The sequence below is a fragment of the Paenibacillus sp. FSL F4-0100 genome (assembly GCF_037993005.1).
Lineage (GTDB): Bacteria > Bacillota > Bacilli > Paenibacillales > Paenibacillaceae > Paenibacillus_AQ.
Genome location: NZ_CP150303.1, coordinates 4,860,375 through 4,875,494 on the forward strand (window position 1 = coordinate 4,860,375; position 15,120 = coordinate 4,875,494).

At 48.5% G+C, this 15,120-nt stretch carries 14 protein-coding genes and 1 riboswitch; of the genes, 3 read left to right on the forward strand and 11 right to left on the reverse strand.

Annotated elements, in window-relative coordinates; genetic code table 11:
- Position 1: 1 nt before the first annotated feature.
- The 7 genes from MHH48_RS21800 to MHH48_RS21830 all read right to left on the reverse strand — a co-directional run bounded on the left by MHH48_RS21800 (position 2) and on the right by MHH48_RS21830 (position 6,729).
- Positions 2 to 592: a hypothetical protein gene (locus MHH48_RS21800; RefSeq protein ID WP_076321989.1), complete on the reverse strand. Its 591-nt coding sequence runs from the start codon at positions 590 to 592 to the stop codon at positions 2 to 4.
- A 5-nt stretch (positions 593 to 597) separates the two neighbouring features.
- Positions 598 to 1,119 (reverse strand): MauE/DoxX family redox-associated membrane protein, encoded by a 522-nt coding sequence (locus MHH48_RS21805; protein ID WP_256720502.1) that lies wholly within the window; start codon positions 1,117 to 1,119, stop codon positions 598 to 600.
- Between the two features lie 692 nt (positions 1,120 to 1,811).
- Positions 1,812 to 2,105: a hypothetical protein gene (locus tag MHH48_RS21810; protein WP_218641273.1), complete on the reverse strand. Its 294-nt coding sequence runs from the start codon at positions 2,103 to 2,105 to the stop codon at positions 1,812 to 1,814.
- Positions 2,106 to 2,154: 49 nt separating this feature from the next.
- Positions 2,155 to 2,583 (reverse strand): L-fucose mutarotase, encoded by a 429-nt coding sequence (gene fucU, locus MHH48_RS21815; protein ID WP_076321992.1) that lies wholly within the window; start codon positions 2,581 to 2,583, stop codon positions 2,155 to 2,157.
- Positions 2,584 to 2,664: 81 nt separating this feature from the next.
- Positions 2,665 to 4,176 carry a rhamnulokinase family protein gene (locus MHH48_RS21820; protein ID WP_076321993.1) on the reverse strand — a complete coding sequence of 504 codons (1,512 nt, stop codon included), beginning with the start codon at positions 4,174 to 4,176 and terminating at the stop codon, positions 2,665 to 2,667.
- 74 nt (positions 4,177 to 4,250) lie between these two features.
- Positions 4,251 to 4,910: a class II aldolase/adducin family protein gene (locus tag MHH48_RS21825; protein ID WP_076321994.1), complete on the reverse strand. Its 660-nt coding sequence runs from the start codon at positions 4,908 to 4,910 to the stop codon at positions 4,251 to 4,253.
- A gap of 25 nt (positions 4,911 to 4,935) precedes the next feature.
- A complete protein-coding gene (locus tag MHH48_RS21830; RefSeq protein WP_076321995.1) occupies positions 4,936 to 6,729 on the reverse strand; it encodes an L-fucose isomerase in 1,794 nt (597 codons plus the stop codon).
- A 203-nt stretch (positions 6,730 to 6,932) separates the two neighbouring features.
- Between MHH48_RS21830 and MHH48_RS21835 the strand changes: the two genes are divergently transcribed.
- Positions 6,933 to 7,790, forward strand: a complete 858-nt coding sequence (locus MHH48_RS21835) for an AraC family transcriptional regulator (RefSeq protein WP_076321996.1) — start codon at positions 6,933 to 6,935, stop codon at positions 7,788 to 7,790.
- 222 nt (positions 7,791 to 8,012) lie between these two features.
- Here the strand turns inward: MHH48_RS21835 and MHH48_RS21840 are convergent, their stop codons facing one another.
- The 3 genes from MHH48_RS21840 to MHH48_RS21850 form a co-directional block, all read right to left on the reverse strand.
- Complete coding sequence (locus tag MHH48_RS21840; protein ID WP_076321997.1) at positions 8,013 to 8,504, reverse strand: hypothetical protein; 492 nt, start codon at positions 8,502 to 8,504, stop codon at positions 8,013 to 8,015.
- Between the two features lie 4 nt (positions 8,505 to 8,508).
- The gene (locus MHH48_RS21845) at positions 8,509 to 10,851 is read right to left on the reverse strand and encodes a PrsW family glutamic-type intramembrane protease (protein WP_256720481.1); all 2,343 of its coding nucleotides are present in this window, start codon (positions 10,849 to 10,851) and stop codon (positions 8,509 to 8,511) included.
- 428 nt (positions 10,852 to 11,279) lie between these two features.
- Complete coding sequence (locus MHH48_RS21850; protein ID WP_083659610.1) at positions 11,280 to 11,666, reverse strand: 2Fe-2S iron-sulfur cluster-binding protein; 387 nt, start codon at positions 11,664 to 11,666, stop codon at positions 11,280 to 11,282.
- Positions 11,667 to 11,893: 227 nt separating this feature from the next.
- Between MHH48_RS21850 and MHH48_RS21855 the strand changes: the two genes are divergently transcribed.
- On the forward strand, positions 11,894 to 13,168 hold the full coding sequence (locus MHH48_RS21855) for a stalk domain-containing protein (protein ID WP_076321998.1): 1,275 nt from the start codon (positions 11,894 to 11,896) through the stop codon (positions 13,166 to 13,168).
- Between the two features lie 227 nt (positions 13,169 to 13,395).
- On the opposite strand, the gene MHH48_RS21860 is transcribed toward MHH48_RS21855, so the two are convergent.
- Positions 13,396 to 13,872, reverse strand: a complete 477-nt coding sequence (locus MHH48_RS21860) for a C40 family peptidase (RefSeq protein WP_076321999.1) — start codon at positions 13,870 to 13,872, stop codon at positions 13,396 to 13,398.
- 3 nt (positions 13,873 to 13,875) lie between these two features.
- A riboswitch (cyclic di-AMP (ydaO/yuaA leader) is annotated at positions 13,876 to 14,005 on the reverse strand.
- A gap of 260 nt (positions 14,006 to 14,265) precedes the next feature.
- Here MHH48_RS21860 and MHH48_RS21865 point away from each other — a divergent pair.
- Complete coding sequence (locus MHH48_RS21865) at positions 14,266 to 14,793, forward strand: hypothetical protein (RefSeq protein ID WP_076322000.1); 528 nt, start codon at positions 14,266 to 14,268, stop codon at positions 14,791 to 14,793.
- Positions 14,794 to 15,120: the final 327 nt, after the last annotated feature.

Here is a 15,120-nt window from a genome sequence, read left to right on the forward strand (position 1 = left end):
ATTAAGCCGATTTGTTAAGGGCTGAAGGTTTTGCCTGCGGCAGCTGCTTGATCATTTGTTCAAAATGATGCAAGTAATTGGTTACGCTTTTGTTGATCACGATCTGCTCCTCAGATAAATAGAACGCCAACGGAAACCGGTTCACCTTAAACGAATCGATCAAAGCCCGATCAGCCCAGACCACCTGCAAATCCGTTAATCCGTTGGCACTGGCCATTTCAGCAGCCTCCTCGGCATCCTGGGCGTACAGAAACAACGTAATCGGAAGTTCCGGATGCGATGTCATGAACGTTTTGATGGCTCCGTATGTTTCCTTGCATGCATTGCAATGATTCATCGTGAACAGGAGGATTTTGGACTTATCGTCATACAGATTAAGGGGGTCCCCGTTCATGCTCACATAGGTTGTTCGGGGAATCTGCATGCCGAGCTCTAGTCCCTCCTTCGGAACGGTCGGTTCCTCATCACCGCTTACGGCTGCCTGCGGCCTCAACTTCAACTCTCGAACATGCCGATGCAGCTTCATGACGAAGAAGGCCAAACTGAATATCAAGCCATATTGAATCACGAGTACAGTTGTAATCAAATCCATAGATTTTATTCTCCCCTCGCCTGTATGGAATCAAGAGTATAAACATTCAATGCGATTAACGAAATAGCGGCAATCCCGACGGAGGACAGCAAGGTGAGAACCGCCTCTTGGACCGGCATACTGAGTGGATTCACGGGTTCTGAAAAAAGCCAAATTAGCGCATTTAATAAACCTAAGCATGCAACTTTAACAACCGTATTCCTGCCGAGGGTCTCATTAGACCATGAGCCGAAGCAACTGCACGTTATCTCCTGTTTCTGCACGACCCTGGCTTGGTAAACAGCGTAGCCGAACCCCGCCAGCAAAATAAAAATCGCGATTTGCGCAAGTATTCTGCTCCAGGAAAACAATAAACCTGCCCCAGCTGCGATCTCAACGGCGCAAATGAGAACAGGTACAATCGGTAAGCGACCTGCAGGCAGCTGCAATCGTTCGATTGTCGTCCTGAAATCCGCTAACGACAACAGTTTCGACACTCCCGAAAACACAAAAATCAAGCTCAGATACAATAGGCACAGCGCACTCATGGACACCGTTCATTCTCCTTCCCGACAACCAGGGAGACCAAGCCCCCATTCGATGACACTGATATCTTGCTAACACTGCTCCTTGCTGTTCTTCTTTGCTGTTCACTGTCTCTCTTTCATATTGCAATTGCAATGGACCCGTCATCATAATTGATACCTCACTCTTCAACGGTGATAAGAAACCAGAGGACCGGCGCGAAATATAAACAGCGGAACAAGGAGTTCCGCTGTTTATGCATGCGCTTTCATAAAAAGTTAGCAGCCGCAAGTATATCTCTCTTCGGAACCATTGCCGCAGTCCCATACCTCAAGACGAACGCCAAATTTATCACGTCCGCATTGCTCCGTTGTGTTACAGGAAGTATGACGAAGAATACACATAAATGTTCACCTCCTTTCAAGTCATGAAATTCATTCATATATATGAAAGGTGTTGCCGTGCTGAAGGATCGAGGTGTATTAAACGCTGGATGTAGGAGCTTTCATGTCATAAGCCGAAAACACTGTAAGCGGGTTCAATTCAGAAGTAGCGTAAGAGGAGCTTGTCCTAACTAACTAGCTTTCAAGATATTACAAATATACTATATTTGTAATTTATTACAAGGATAATATCTTACAGTAAAATAATAGGATATTACCCCTGAATAGAAAAAGGAGTCGACCGTGCAAATCCAGATCCGATCATTCAACCATCATCCCATCTGTATGGTCGGAAACAGAACGGGGAAGGAGTTCAGAGGGATTACCCGGATTGCCTGGATTACCTGGTCAGACAGGTCATCCAGGGCTGCAAGGTGATCCTGGCATTCAAGGACCTCCCGGTGCGCCTGGTCTTCCGGGCTCCACCGGAGCATCTGGCATTCCTGGTCAAATTGGTCCCCAAGGGCTGCCGGGTATTCAAGGCATTCCCGGGGTGCAAGGCATCCCAGGCCCTCCAGGTCCTCCGGGTCTTCATATACCTCACCGTTCAGGTGGTGGCTTAACACACACAAAGACCCCCCACTCCATTTAGGCAGTGAGGGGTCTTTAGCGTAATTAAATGACAACGCCTTTTTTGAGGATCACATTTGCATACAGCGCCTTTTCACCTGTCGACACGATGGCATAAGCATTTTTCGCCCGTTCATAGAACGAGAATCGCTCTACCTCATCAAATTCTATGGGAACGCTGTGAAACTGCTGAACGATCTCACGGTATTCACCCCAGATCGGAGTTTCCACGGTATCCCCAGGCGTCACAGCCATCAGCGCTACCGGGGACTCAACATACGTATCCAGCGGGAATAACGGCAATATCGCGTTTAATAACGCAGGAATCCCGTGTCCGTCTACCCGGACCAACCGCTGGGCATGACTGGCTGCCGGAAAATTGGCATCACCGAGCACAATTTCATCCGCGTGACCCATCTCCATCAGGATCTTCAGCAGCTCAGGCGAGAGCAAATGAGATATGCCTTTTAGCATGGTATGACATCCTTTTTCATCAGATTAAGATGCAAAGATTGAATCTACGCCAGGAACGTCAGTCCCAGGAGTCGATGAACCTCACTGTTGTACCTGCTGCTGTTCGACAATGGTCTTGTAATGTTGGAATGCTGCCTCCCAATCCTCGTTGGACTCAGGCTCGTACCAGGCAAACGGAAAAGACCGCTTGACGAGTTCTACTCCCTCTTCCCGAGTGCGCAATGTACCATTCGCCACAAATTGAACCAGCATATTCCCGATGGCACTTGCTTCAATCGGTCCGGCCCACACCGTACGGCCCATGGCATTGGCCGTATACCGGCATAACAGCTCGTTTTGAATGCCGCCGCCAACCATATGAAGCCCATCGTAATACTGTCCTGTAAGAACCTCCATCCGCTCAAGCACTTCACGGTATCTTAGGGCCAGGCTCTGCAGTATGCACTGGACATACTCTCCGGTGCTATGCGGAATAGGTTGCCCTGTCTCCCGGCAGTAATCCCGAATTTCAGCCGTCATATCCGCCGGATTCATGAAGCGCAGGTCATCCGGGTTTATGAAGCTGCGGAACGATTCCGCAGCCTGCGCGAGTTCAACCAGCTCTGCAAAAGAATACGTTAATCCTTGATTCTCCCATTGCCGCTTGCACTCCTGAAGAATCCAAAGGCCCATGATATTCTTCAGCAATTGAAAGGTTTGATAAGCTCCACCCTCATTGGAGAAGTCTTCTTCCAGCACGTCTGTATGGACAAGCGGCTCCGGAAGCTCGGTTCCAAGAAGCGACCAAGTTCCACATACAAGATAGGCAAAACGGGATGTGTTTGCCGGAACGGCTACCACAGCGGATTCCGTATCATGCGAAGCTACAGCAATCGCTTTAATCGCCGGAACGCCCAGCTCTTGCGCCACGGTATCCTGCAGCCTTCCAATCACGGTTCCCGGCTGCACAGGATCAATGAACAGGGATGCGGGAAGCCCCAGCTCCTCCATTAACGGTTCATTCCACTTGCCTTCAGTAACATGGTATAGCTGAGTAGTGGTTGCCATAGTAAACTCGCACGCCTGGACCCCCGTCAGAAAATAGTTCAGAAGATCCGGAGTGAGCAGAAACTTATCCGCAATTTCCAGCATCGGGGATTTTGACTTCAGCATCGCATTTAACTGGAAGATCGTGTTAAACGGCATGAATTGCAGACCGGTTTCTTGAAACAGACGTTCTCTGCCGACCTGCTCGCAGGTTTCCTCCACCATGCCTTCCGTCCGCAGATCCCGGTAATGATAAGGAACTCCGATGAGCTCTCCATTACGGTCAATCAGTCCATAATCGACGCCCCATGAATCGATGCCATAACTGACCGGTTGATAGCCGGCCTGGAACGCTTTGCGGATGCCATGCTTAACCTCCTGCAGCAGCATCGGGAAATTCCAGTGCAAATGCTTTCCCATCTGGACGGGTATATTGGCAAAGCGGTGAATCTCGGTAATCTTTAGCGTGCCGGGTGATTCATGATCAGAAGAGGTGATCTCGCCCAGCAGCGCCCGGCCGCTGCTGGCCCCCAAGTCAAACGCAAGCACCGCAGATGATTTGCTCATAAGCCGCATCCTTTCTCACCTTTAGTACTATACCGATCCGAGTTTTGAACAACCGGATCTGTTCCACAATCTTTCTATTTCATCTTCTGCAGAAGCTGAATACGATAATCTTCGCTCTCCAGCGCAGCAATATCATCCACTTCCTGGTCTGTCAGCGGCACCGGTGTGCCGGCTGCCTTGGCGCTCAGATAAATTTTGGCGCTCTCTTCAACTACCTGAGTTCGGTAATACGCTTCACGCAGATTCCGGCCAGTTGTGACCAGTCCGTGGTTCCCCAGCAGGATTGAACTGGCTGCAGTTACTTTCTCCGCGACGGCATCTGCCAGCAAATCCGTCGTAGGAATGATGTAAGGGATATAGGCCGTACGTCCAACCAATGCCGCCTGGTCGGGAAACATCACCGGTAGTTCCCTCTCAACCAACGTGAAGGCAATGCAATGGGATGGATGTGTATGTACCATCGCCCCGATATCGGGGTTGCTGCGGTATCCATACAGATGCATCAGAACTTCGGAAGATGGTCGTAGACCTATATCGGTAATATCCCCGGTCGGGATATCCACTTCAATCCATTGCTCCAGTTCAATCTCCTCCAGCGCAAAACCGCTCGGGGACAAATACATTTTGTCCCCGGCTCTGGCGCTGATGTTTCCTCCCGGTCCTACAACGAGTCCGTTGTCAACGATTTTTTTGGCATACTTGCAGAGCTCGTTTCTCGTGTCCATATTCAGCATGATATCCTACTCCTCTCGATTGACCTTATTTATATAGAGGACCGAAGTTCTGACAAGCGCGGAAATCGGCGCTCTCTGGATCGGTCGTTCCGAACATCCCCCATGCTCGTGGGCGGAACACCTCTTCGGCAGGCACATTATGCATGTTGACTGGAATACGCAGAACTGAAGCCAGGGTGATCAGATCCGCTCCGATATGTCCGTAACTGATCACACCATGGTTAGCACCCCACTGATTCATGACCTCATAAACGCTTGAGAACGCACCCTGTCCCGTAAGGTTCGGTACAAACCAGGTCGTTGGCCATGTTGGGTCGGTACGCTTGTCGAGCGTGTCGTGCACCTCCGCCGGCAGGTCCACGGAATAGCCTTCGGCGATTTGCAGGACGGGACCAAGCCCTTTTACCAAGTTTAGACGGAACATCGTCATCGGCATGCCGCCGCGCGTCAAGTAGTCGGTTGAGTAACCGCCGCCTCGGAAATACTCCAGGTTAGCCGGTCTCCATTGCGTGGCCTTCAGCGTGCGATCAACCTCTTCATCCGTGATCTCCCAGAACGGTTTCATAGCCGGTTTGCCGTCAATCTCCTGCTCGCCCGTTCCATCCAGTGCAGCCGAGCCGGAATTGATCAAATGCAGGATGCCGTTCTCCGCTTTGCCTTCAAGCTTATAGCCGGTCACCCGTTCCACCGAAGCCGGACTCCAGTACGTCCGTACATCCGCAAAAATCTGTGCCGTATTGTTTAACAGGTATCCGAACAGCATGCCGACTCCATTGAGGCTGTCATTCTCCGTTGCCACGATATAAGGCGAACGTCTGCCGTTCCAATCGAATGAGGAATTGAGGATGGTCTCCAGGAAGTCACCGTTAGGGGAATGATCCGTCCACTGGCGCTGACCTTGGAATCCGGAAGCGATTGCGCTGTGGCCCTGAGCTTCCTCTTCGAAGCCAAGCTCCTTCAGACGCGGATTGCCGATCATCAAATCACGGGTGATCAGCGTCATTTTAACGACGGTTTCCCACTCCAGATCCTTGCGCTCCCGGCTGTTCTGGAGATGATCCGGATTGTTATCCGGTCCTTCCGCACAGTTCTCCTTCACCCAAGCAAGCGCCTGCTCATACTCTTCAGGATCATAGATGCCTTCTTCCAAACGGCGCGTAAACTCGCTCATGTCGACATATTCATTCCGCATGCCCAGATACTCCTGGAAGAAGCTGTCGTCCACGATCGAGCCGGCAATACCCATCGACACCGAGCCCATGGACAAATACGATTGCCCACGCATATAAGCTGCAGCCAAGCCGCTCCGTGCAAAACGCAGAAGCTTCTCATGAACGTCATCCGGAATACGGGTATCCCCTTCATCCTGAACGTCTTCGCCATAAATGCCGAATGCAGGAAGCCCCTTCTGGGCATGGGCCGACAGTACAGCGGCCAGGTAAACCGCGCCTGGACGTCCTGTTCCGTTAAAGCCCCATACGGCCTTCGGACGCGAAGGATCCGCATCCATCGTTTCGGTGCCGTAACACCAGCACGGCGTAACAGTTATGGTTAGGCCAACCTCGGCATTCTTGAATTTTTTGGCAGCTGCAGTCGCTTCGGCCACTCCGCCAATGCACGTATCCGCAATGACGCATTCAACCGGCTCGCCGTTCGGATATTTGAGCTCCTTCGTCAACATCTCGGCGACAGCCTTAGCCAGATTCATGGTCTGTTCCTCGAGAGATTCCCGTACCCCTCTCCGTCTTCCATCTATCGTAGGGCGAATGCCGATTTTCGGAAATCCGTCCCGCCATCTGTAATCGTTTTCAATTGTCATGTGTGTCACGCCTCCCTATAAGGATTATGACATCATTGTAAGATTATTCGGTGCAAGAGATAACCCACTATTTTGTTATATCGAATCATAATTTCAGCAAGACAGTGAACCATTCCGAATAGCAGATGTAAACGATATCCGCATCGAAGGGCGTTTTGCATTATAATAGGTAGAGGATGTTGCTTTCCAGGAGGGACAAGACCGTGCCAAAGATCGAAATCTCACATAGCAAAAGCGATCACTTCCGCTTCATCAAAAATCCGCAGCTGCTCTTTGCCGGGCAGGTTGTGGACGAGGACTTCTTTTATGGACCGCCGCAAATTCATGATTTCTGCGAGATCATCTATGTTGTAGAAGGACGCGGAGAATTCACTATTGCAGGAAAAATATACGAACTCCACAAAGGCGATGTCGCGATTTATAACCCCGGCATTCCTCACGAGGAGAGATCTATCACGGACGGGCCTTTTAAGGTGATCTACTGCGGCGTGGATTCGCTTCACATTGAAGGGGTTCCCCAGGGGATGCTGCTCCCGGCCTATGTGGAGCCGGTCATATCCTGTGAGAAATACGCCTATAAAGTGGAGAGCTATCTTTCCGAGATCCTCCGTGAATGCGATTCTCAGGTGCTGGGGTATGAAACACTGAGCACCAACCTGCTGATGTCATTGATTACCGTGATCTATCGCATTGTGGACGTGAAGCACCAATTCCAGTCCTTGAAGGGCAAGAACGAAATTGCGCTGAGGACCAAACACTTTATCGACACCAACTATACCCAGAGCATCAGTCTCAAGGACATTGCCGATACAATGTATGTCAGTCAGCATTATTTGTCCCATCTGTTCAAAAAAGAAGTCGGCGATTCCCCCTTCAATTACTTGATATCCCGCCGGATTGAAGAGGCCAAGCGCCTGCTGGCAGATTCCGAAATGCCGATACATGAGGTTGCTTCTCAAGTGGGTTACGGCAACGATAAGTACTTCTCGATGTTATTCAAAAAAATTACCGGCCAAACGCCGAGTTCGTTCCGGGAACAAAGCAAAATGGCCATGGAGTAAAGGGATTCATATGTGTAGACAGTTTAACGTGAATCCACCTTTAAGCAGCCTAGTTCGGTACTCAACCGCACTATGGTTGTTTAATTTTTCATGAAAAATGGTTTTCCCTTGCGACATACTCGCTTTCTACGCTTCAAAAAGGCATGCAAAAAAGGCTCATTTCTCCTTATCCAAGTTGAAATGAGCCTTTGAAAGTTTATCAAGTGTTGGTTACTTAAATGATTATCCAAAACTTTCTCTAGGATTTTTATAACACCAATCTGAGTCAAATGGTAGTGATTTTAATTGTTGCATGTCTTCCCAACTGTAAACCCAATCATAATCTGCTACCCAAAAATAGTCATCAGGATTTATTTTGAGATATTGATATATAAATCGAAATACCAACTCTTCGACGCCAAAAATATCTTCAATTGCTCCTACTTGATATAGTTTATGATTGGAATCCAAACCCACATCCTCATAGTAAAAAAAATCAAGTTGTGGATTATCCAATGCATCTACATAAAGTATAAACGATTCATTATTTTCTTGTACTTTCTTATCATTAATATTCAACGTCGTAGAAAGCAATTGTCCATTGCTGGCATAGTTTTTACTGTTATGAAAGTTCAGCATTACATCCGCATGGAAAGCAGAAATGATGGAATCAGCTAAAAGACGCTCCGGTGTATACTTTTTTTGATTCATTAAGATAAAAGCAGAAGTCCCCATCCTATTATAAAACCCCCTTCAGTTTCTCTAGTGAGTTAACGATCGTAACACCTTTAGATTTTATGGTTTCCAGCATAGCTTGTTGTTCGGGTCTTAAATTACTCAAAGGTTTATCAATATACAAAATAACCTTTTTGTTCTCTGGATTAAAGAATAAATCATGGGTTGGATCCGTAAATTTATTAAATTGATCTACTTTTACTGCTTTAATGGATGCTTTGACTTCAATAATCGCATCTTTTGTTACAACATCTAAATCACCGGCAGCTTGACCATCACTCCTCATCACTTTTTGCGCATACGCTTTTACCTCTGTTTCATTTCTTACAAAGTCCGCAACCTTAGCCTCAGTTGCTTTACCAACGTCTTTACTATTTAAGAATTGGTCAATATCTCGATTAATATTTTTCGGAGATTGATCAACCCAAGTAAGTTCATTTCCAGTTGGATTCGTATATTTCGTTCTATTTCCTTCCTTAACTACGTCTCCAATGGTCTCATCTTGTTCCGTCCCCTCATCGGCTTTATCCTTATTCGGTGGCGAATCGTCATCAGACTCCTTTGGATCATCATCCGACTCCTTGGGATCGTCATCCGACTCCTTGGGATCGTCATCCGGCTTCTTGGGATCGTCATCTGGCTTCTTGGGATCTTCATCTGGCTTCTTGGGACCGTCATCTGGCTTCTTGGGATCGTCCTGATGCTTACCCGGGCCGTCATTCTTCGGAGGTTTCGGTTTAACCGGGACGTCGATATCCGGCTTCCGGGAACCGAGCTTATCCAGAAGCTTGCGCACATAGCGGCGTCCTTTCTTTCCCGCCCAGCTTAGCGCTTTGCCGAATGGAATTCGGTTTAGTACAATGCCTATAGCGACAGAAAGCGCTCTTTCGGGAGTAAACAGCTTCTTCGGATCGCGGATATAACCGGCAATCTCATGACCGCTCCCGGCGATTCCCATCCCCGTCATTGCGATGCCAAAAGCCGGCCAGAATCCGACGAACAGCAGTGACAAGGCAAGGGCTCCTAGCAGGATCACTCCCTGTTCATACCAATCCAGCCGATCCCACCAATCTTGCAGCGAGTCGAACATGCAGGCGAAACAAGCCGGTTCCCCTCCGCCCGTGTGTGCCCCGATGCCTGCGAACAGACCGGCCGCGAGAAGAATTATAGCGAGTCCGGTTAACGCCTGGCAAAGAGCTTTTACCCGAGCATCGATAGACTCCTGTCTGCCGGCCGCTTCGTCATTTCCATAAAGCGTATGAAATCCAAGCTCCCTGCGCTCCCGGTAAAATCCGAGCCAATAGATGAATTTTCCCCGGTCCAGACAAAAAGAGCGGGTCATATTCCACAGCTCGGTAAACGGATTAAGCAGCGGCTCGTTCGGCAGCGACGGCAGACGGTTTCGTATTTTGTTCAGCGACCAGTAGTCGGCAAAAATCGATGCGGCCAGCATCAACAGGAAGGCCGGTTGAGTTTTATAACCGCTGCCGGTCCAATCATGAAACCGGAACACCCAACCCGGCAGCTGGTGCTGACCATTATAAGCCGCGTGATCAAGGATGGCCCACAGCAACATGATTGCCGGGAACAGAAAAACCCATTTCGTCAGTTTTGTCCGCAGCCGATAGGCTATTCCGCACGCAAGCGCGATCATGGCGGTATGCACAGGATGACCGACGGTCATCAGCGTCGGAAACACACTTTCTTCGAAACGCCCAGGAAACAACGAGAACAAATCCCAATGAATCGTTTCGCCGCCCAGCCATGTAAAGCTGTAGCCGAACTTTTCCTCAAGTGGGCCGGAACTTAGCCATCTTCGGGAGAGCTCTTCCATCAGTTGGAAGCCAACGCCAGTCGCCGCGCCGATGAGCGTGTAATCGCTTAAACTCAAAGCGGAAGCTCGACGCGAGAACAACAGAAATATGCCTAGCGGAAGGAGCTTCCACAATTCTTCGAAAATTGGCGTGATCACGGCAATGGACCAGGTGTCAGATGTGCTTCCGCCGAAAAGCACGTGGAGAGCATTGACCGTAAGCGTCGTAAAAGGTACGACAAGAAAAACGCCCGCCAGAACAAACAGCACAATCTGCTTCCACGGAATCGTTTTGCTTCGGCATAGAAACCAAAATTGCAGGAGTACATAAAACGACCATAAATATTGAACCATCATGGTACGCGATTCTTTAACGAAAAACAAGCTTAAAACAAACAGGATTAGCGACAACCAGGAAAATATCGTATACGCCGTTTTAATAAATGGATATTTCTCAATCCAGGACCGGCCAGTTCGATAGATAGACTCCAGGAAATCCCGAATTCCGGTTCGGATGGACCAGATCGAATTCATAACGGTCGCCTCCTTTGAAAGCGGCTTCGTGCGAGCAGGACGTCTCCCTTGATGTCGGTCCGGCCACGAGTAATGATAAGAACTCACAAAACCATGGTCACCGATCGATCGCAGCGGAGGTTTTTTTGAGTTTCTCCGCAAATTATCTATAGTCTGTTTTTTACAAGATATTAGTAGTATAGTCATTCTAGTAAAATGTGGCAAAAGGCGCTGGTCTCATATCTGATGGATATTTTCAACAATATCCCGGGAAACGAAGTTTGATTATCAAGGGTGGCTTACTTCTGTTCCCCATGAAATTCCCCATGAAAAATCCCCTCCAAGTAAACGGATGTGCTCTTTCTACGCACTGTCTACTTGAAGGGGATTATGTCCATTGTACGGCTGCCTGATTTTTTAAATATGGACGGCATCCGTCTTCTATGTCGTCAAAAGTATGGGGAATGCTTGATTTTGATGGGACCGACCGCTTCGATCTTGCTCTGGCATCCCAGACGATATCCTTCTTCGATCTCCTCAGGATCCAGGCGTTGTTCTTCGGCCAGATTGGGCTCGGACAAATACTCGATTCCCTCCGCCACCATGCAGCGGCAGCGCGCACAAGTTCCTCTTTTGCAAAAAGAGTTCCAGTCCACGTCATTCCGTTCGGCCAGATCAAGCACCGTCATGCCAAGAACAGGCGCCACACTGCGGCGAACCTCGCGACCTGATAGTTCAATGATCCGATCCGGTACGGCTTCGATCATCTCTTCCGGGATGGGCGAGTTGTTGTCTTCGCTATTCCTACCCTTTTTGTTTTTCCAGAATTTAAACACGCGTGTTATCCCCCTATGCATGTAATCATCAGGTTATGTATAAAATCCTTCATTTATTATACCGGAAAGTTTAAAAAATCAACATGCTTACTCTTATCTATTCTATGACATTGACATCATGGAATTGGAACTCTATGAAAATTTTGCTATACTAGCGTTTGCTAGACCCAATTCCATATTCTATGAAATCATTCTATTATTTAATGGATCGGAGGAAATACCAAAGCATGCTGCATAAACAAATAGGAAAAACAGCTGTCGCTGCCGTTCTTGCCTTATCCTTGGTCGGCACCGCACCCCATGTTAGTCAGGTATACGCTGAGCCTGCCATATCGGTAAAGCTGGATGATGTTACGCTAACCTTCGATGCGGCTCCTCGGGTAGACAAAGGGGTCACCTACGTTCCATTCCGGACGGTCGGTGAAGCGCTGGGCATTCAAATCACCTGGAATAGCAAGACGCAAACCGTAAAGGCCATCGGCAGTTTGAAAGGCCGATCGACTGAAGTGTTACTTCAGGTGGGAAGCACGACAGCAACGGTCAATGGAAAACAAGTGAAGCTTGCGGCCCCGCCGGTTCAACGGGAAGGCCGTGTACTGATCCCGCTTAGCTCGTTCAGCAGCCAATTCGGTGTCGATGTGGGCTGGAATCAGGCAACTCGCACGGTCTCCCTTGTATCGCCGCAGCGCGAGATGCATTTGAGAGCCTTCTATGCATTGCAATCTTTCCAAGAACGGGATCTTGTTGCATCTATGAATTCAGTCGCCTTTGGATGGAGCCGCATCGATCGTGAGGGTCAGTTCACGCTTCAAGGCGACGAGTACCGCCTGCCCGCTGCGGCCGGTGACGTTACGCCGCAATCGATGGTAGCAGATGCTGCGGACCAGAAGATTAAACCATACCTCATGGTCTACGCCTTGGATGGAAACGGCGAATTAACCAAAGTACTGAGCGATAGCAGCCTGCGCCAAAAGTCCATTGAAGGCATCACAGCCGCGGTAACGGAGAACGGCTTCGGCGGCGTTGTACTTGATTTTGAAGGGCTCGGTTTTAAACTGGATGTCGTAAACCAGCAGAAGCTGCTCAATGATTATGTCAAGCAATTAAAGGCAGCATTGCCGCATGACATTGCTCTGTCCTTAGCGGTGCCGCCATTGAACAGCGCCTATAAAGGCTATGATTACAAGACGCTTGCTTCCATCGCCGATGATCTCATCGTTATGGCTTATCAGTACAATCCGGTCGGAACCAAATCTCAGGTTCCCGAACCAAACAGTCTGGTGGACCAAGCGATCCAGTTGGCACTCCAAGCAGGTGTCCCGAAGCAGAAGCTTTTGCTCGGCATCAGCTTAAGCAGCGAAACAGCCACTTCCGTGGACGATAAGCTCGGTTTGGCCAAACGCTATGATCTGAAAGGCGCTGCTTTCTGGCGTCTTGGCTTGTTCCGTCTCTATAATAACGGGATGGAAGCAGCTGTGAATGCCTCTGTTGTTAAGGAGTAACCGAACAACCCCTGTGGGATTGACAGACTTATAGTAAGAAAACCTTCTATCGACGTACTTTCACAGATGACAGACCGCAGTTAGTAGAAGTTTTTCTTGCGATATCAGGAAGTCACAAGCTTCGAAGTTTATACTTTCTGATATCTAAAAAAAGAAAGCCTGACAAGGACACCCCTTTGTCAGGCTTTCTGGTTATGTATTGAACCCTAAACTGCAATGTAATCCAATTAGCTTGCGCTTCCTACCAGTCTCGCATAATTTTCTTGACTCAACACACGACGTGCCGTGACATAACGTGGCTCATAATATGAATCGCTAAGCTTGCTGATTCTGACTCCCTTGCTGCTGGAAGCATGCGCAAATTGTCCGTCACCAATGTAAACGCCTGCATGAGAAATTCCGCTGCCGCTTGTATTGAAGAATACCAAATCTCCAACCCGCAGATCTTCGCGATCCACATGTTCACCGGCTTGAGCCTGGCTTTGGGAAGTACGTGGAAGATCCATATCGAAATTTCTAAACATGTACAGAATAAATCCGGAGCAATCAAACCCGCTAGTGGTCGTTCCGCCCCATTTGTATGGAGTTCCTACCAATTGCTTCACTTGATACTGAAAATTCGGTTGTTGATCAGCAAATGCTGATACGGCACCAGAAGAAAAAATAATTGCAGACCCTAGCAAAGTGATGACAAACTTCTTCAAAATATGTTCTCTCCTTCGATGCCTACGGAGTTAGCTAAGGGTTCGGTTGAAGGTTCCCTATACTCTCTATACAAGAGTAATTCACCCAAGACGGTTCCCCCGTTTTCCAAACGAAATTCGGCAAAATTCATTAACGTTTTGTAACCTTCTCTTAATATAGTATACAAGCAAGGATGCTGTCAATCATATCCTAAAAATCTATCGTTTTATGTTTGGAGCTGTCGTAAAGATGGTTAATTTCGGCCGACTATTTTTTAACCATCTCACACAGTCATGACAATTATGTAACTCTGCTTTCCTTCTCGAACTGCTTTTTTTAATAATCTAGCAACTTTTTACAGATCTATGCGTTTACATAATCAGTAATGAAATTAAAGAGGTGATCGATCACTTATGAGTCAAATCACGATGGCTGAAGCTTTGGCAGTCCGGGCAGCAATCAACCGTCTCATGAATCAATTGATGTCGGAACGCTTGAACAACAGCAGCACAATCATTGAAAAAGGGGAAACGGCGGAATATCCTGCACGCAGTGTGGATGCCATTACGGAAGAAATCGAAGCCGCCGCCGCGGATTACAGAAAGCTGGATTTGCTAATGGCAATCTCCAATACAACGCAAACCATTAGCTGGAACGGCTCCGACATGACCATCATGGAAGCGATCGAGCTGGCCAAACAGATACGCAGCGATATCGGACAACTTGCTCATCTCGGCTCCCGCAAGAAGCTGGAGCGGCAGAGCAGCCGTGGCAGCGGAGATGGTGCCGTAACGCTGTTCAACGTCGCTTTATATGATCCGGAAGCTTATCAGGCGCAAGCGCGCAAGAAGGAACGCGAAGTAACCAAGCTCTCTTCACTGATTGAACATGCCAATCATACGTCCATGATTACATTTGACGCATCCAAGTACATGGAATAGCGGCAGCCGCCGGCTCCAAGCCTGCAGGTCATCCCACGTGCGGGTTTGGAGCCGGCGGTTTCCGCCGGCATCGCGGGAAAGTGTGAGCAACCGCTTATTGTTTGTCGGATACAAACAAACCTAACCAGGAAACCAAAAACTCGCCTCCAGTGAAAACGGATGACGGCTTACGGTTCACGCCTATCACTTGTCACATGTTACGGACTTATAACGAAAAAAATGATCGCTCCGTTTCCCGCTCTCTATGAATAATTGGAAAGCCGCCCCCTGAAGGGCGGCTTTTGTCTAATTCGCTTAAGCTCGGTTAACATGAAACTACGTTGCCGA

What these genes read in the sequence shown, in the direction of transcription:
- MHH48_RS21800 (WP_076321989.1), bottom strand. Translation starts at nt 592, where the DNA reads ATGGATTTGATTACAACTGTACTCGTGATTCAATATGGCTTGATATTC.
- MHH48_RS21805 (WP_256720502.1), bottom strand. Translation starts at nt 1,119, where the DNA reads ATGAGTGCGCTGTGCCTATTGTATCTGAGCTTGATTTTTGTGTTTTCG.
- fucU (WP_076321992.1), bottom strand. Translation starts at nt 2,583, where the DNA reads ATGCTAAAAGGCATATCTCATTTGCTCTCGCCTGAGCTGCTGAAGATC.
- MHH48_RS21820 (WP_076321993.1), bottom strand. Translation starts at nt 4,176, where the DNA reads ATGAGCAAATCATCTGCGGTGCTTGCGTTTGACTTGGGGGCCAGCAGC.
- MHH48_RS21825 (WP_076321994.1), bottom strand. Translation starts at nt 4,910, where the DNA reads ATGCTGAATATGGACACGAGAAACGAGCTCTGCAAGTATGCCAAAAAA.
- MHH48_RS21830 (WP_076321995.1), bottom strand. Translation starts at nt 6,729, where the DNA reads ATGACAATTGAAAACGATTACAGATGGCGGGACGGATTTCCGAAAATC.
- MHH48_RS21840 (WP_076321997.1), bottom strand. Translation starts at nt 8,504, where the DNA reads ATGGGGACTTCTGCTTTTATCTTAATGAATCAAAAAAAGTATACACCG.
- MHH48_RS21845 (WP_256720481.1), bottom strand. Translation starts at nt 10,851, where the DNA reads ATGAATTCGATCTGGTCCATCCGAACCGGAATTCGGGATTTCCTGGAG.
- MHH48_RS21855 (WP_076321998.1), top strand. Translation starts at nt 11,894, where the DNA reads ATGCTGCATAAACAAATAGGAAAAACAGCTGTCGCTGCCGTTCTTGCC.
- MHH48_RS21865 (WP_076322000.1), top strand. Translation starts at nt 14,266, where the DNA reads ATGAGTCAAATCACGATGGCTGAAGCTTTGGCAGTCCGGGCAGCAATC.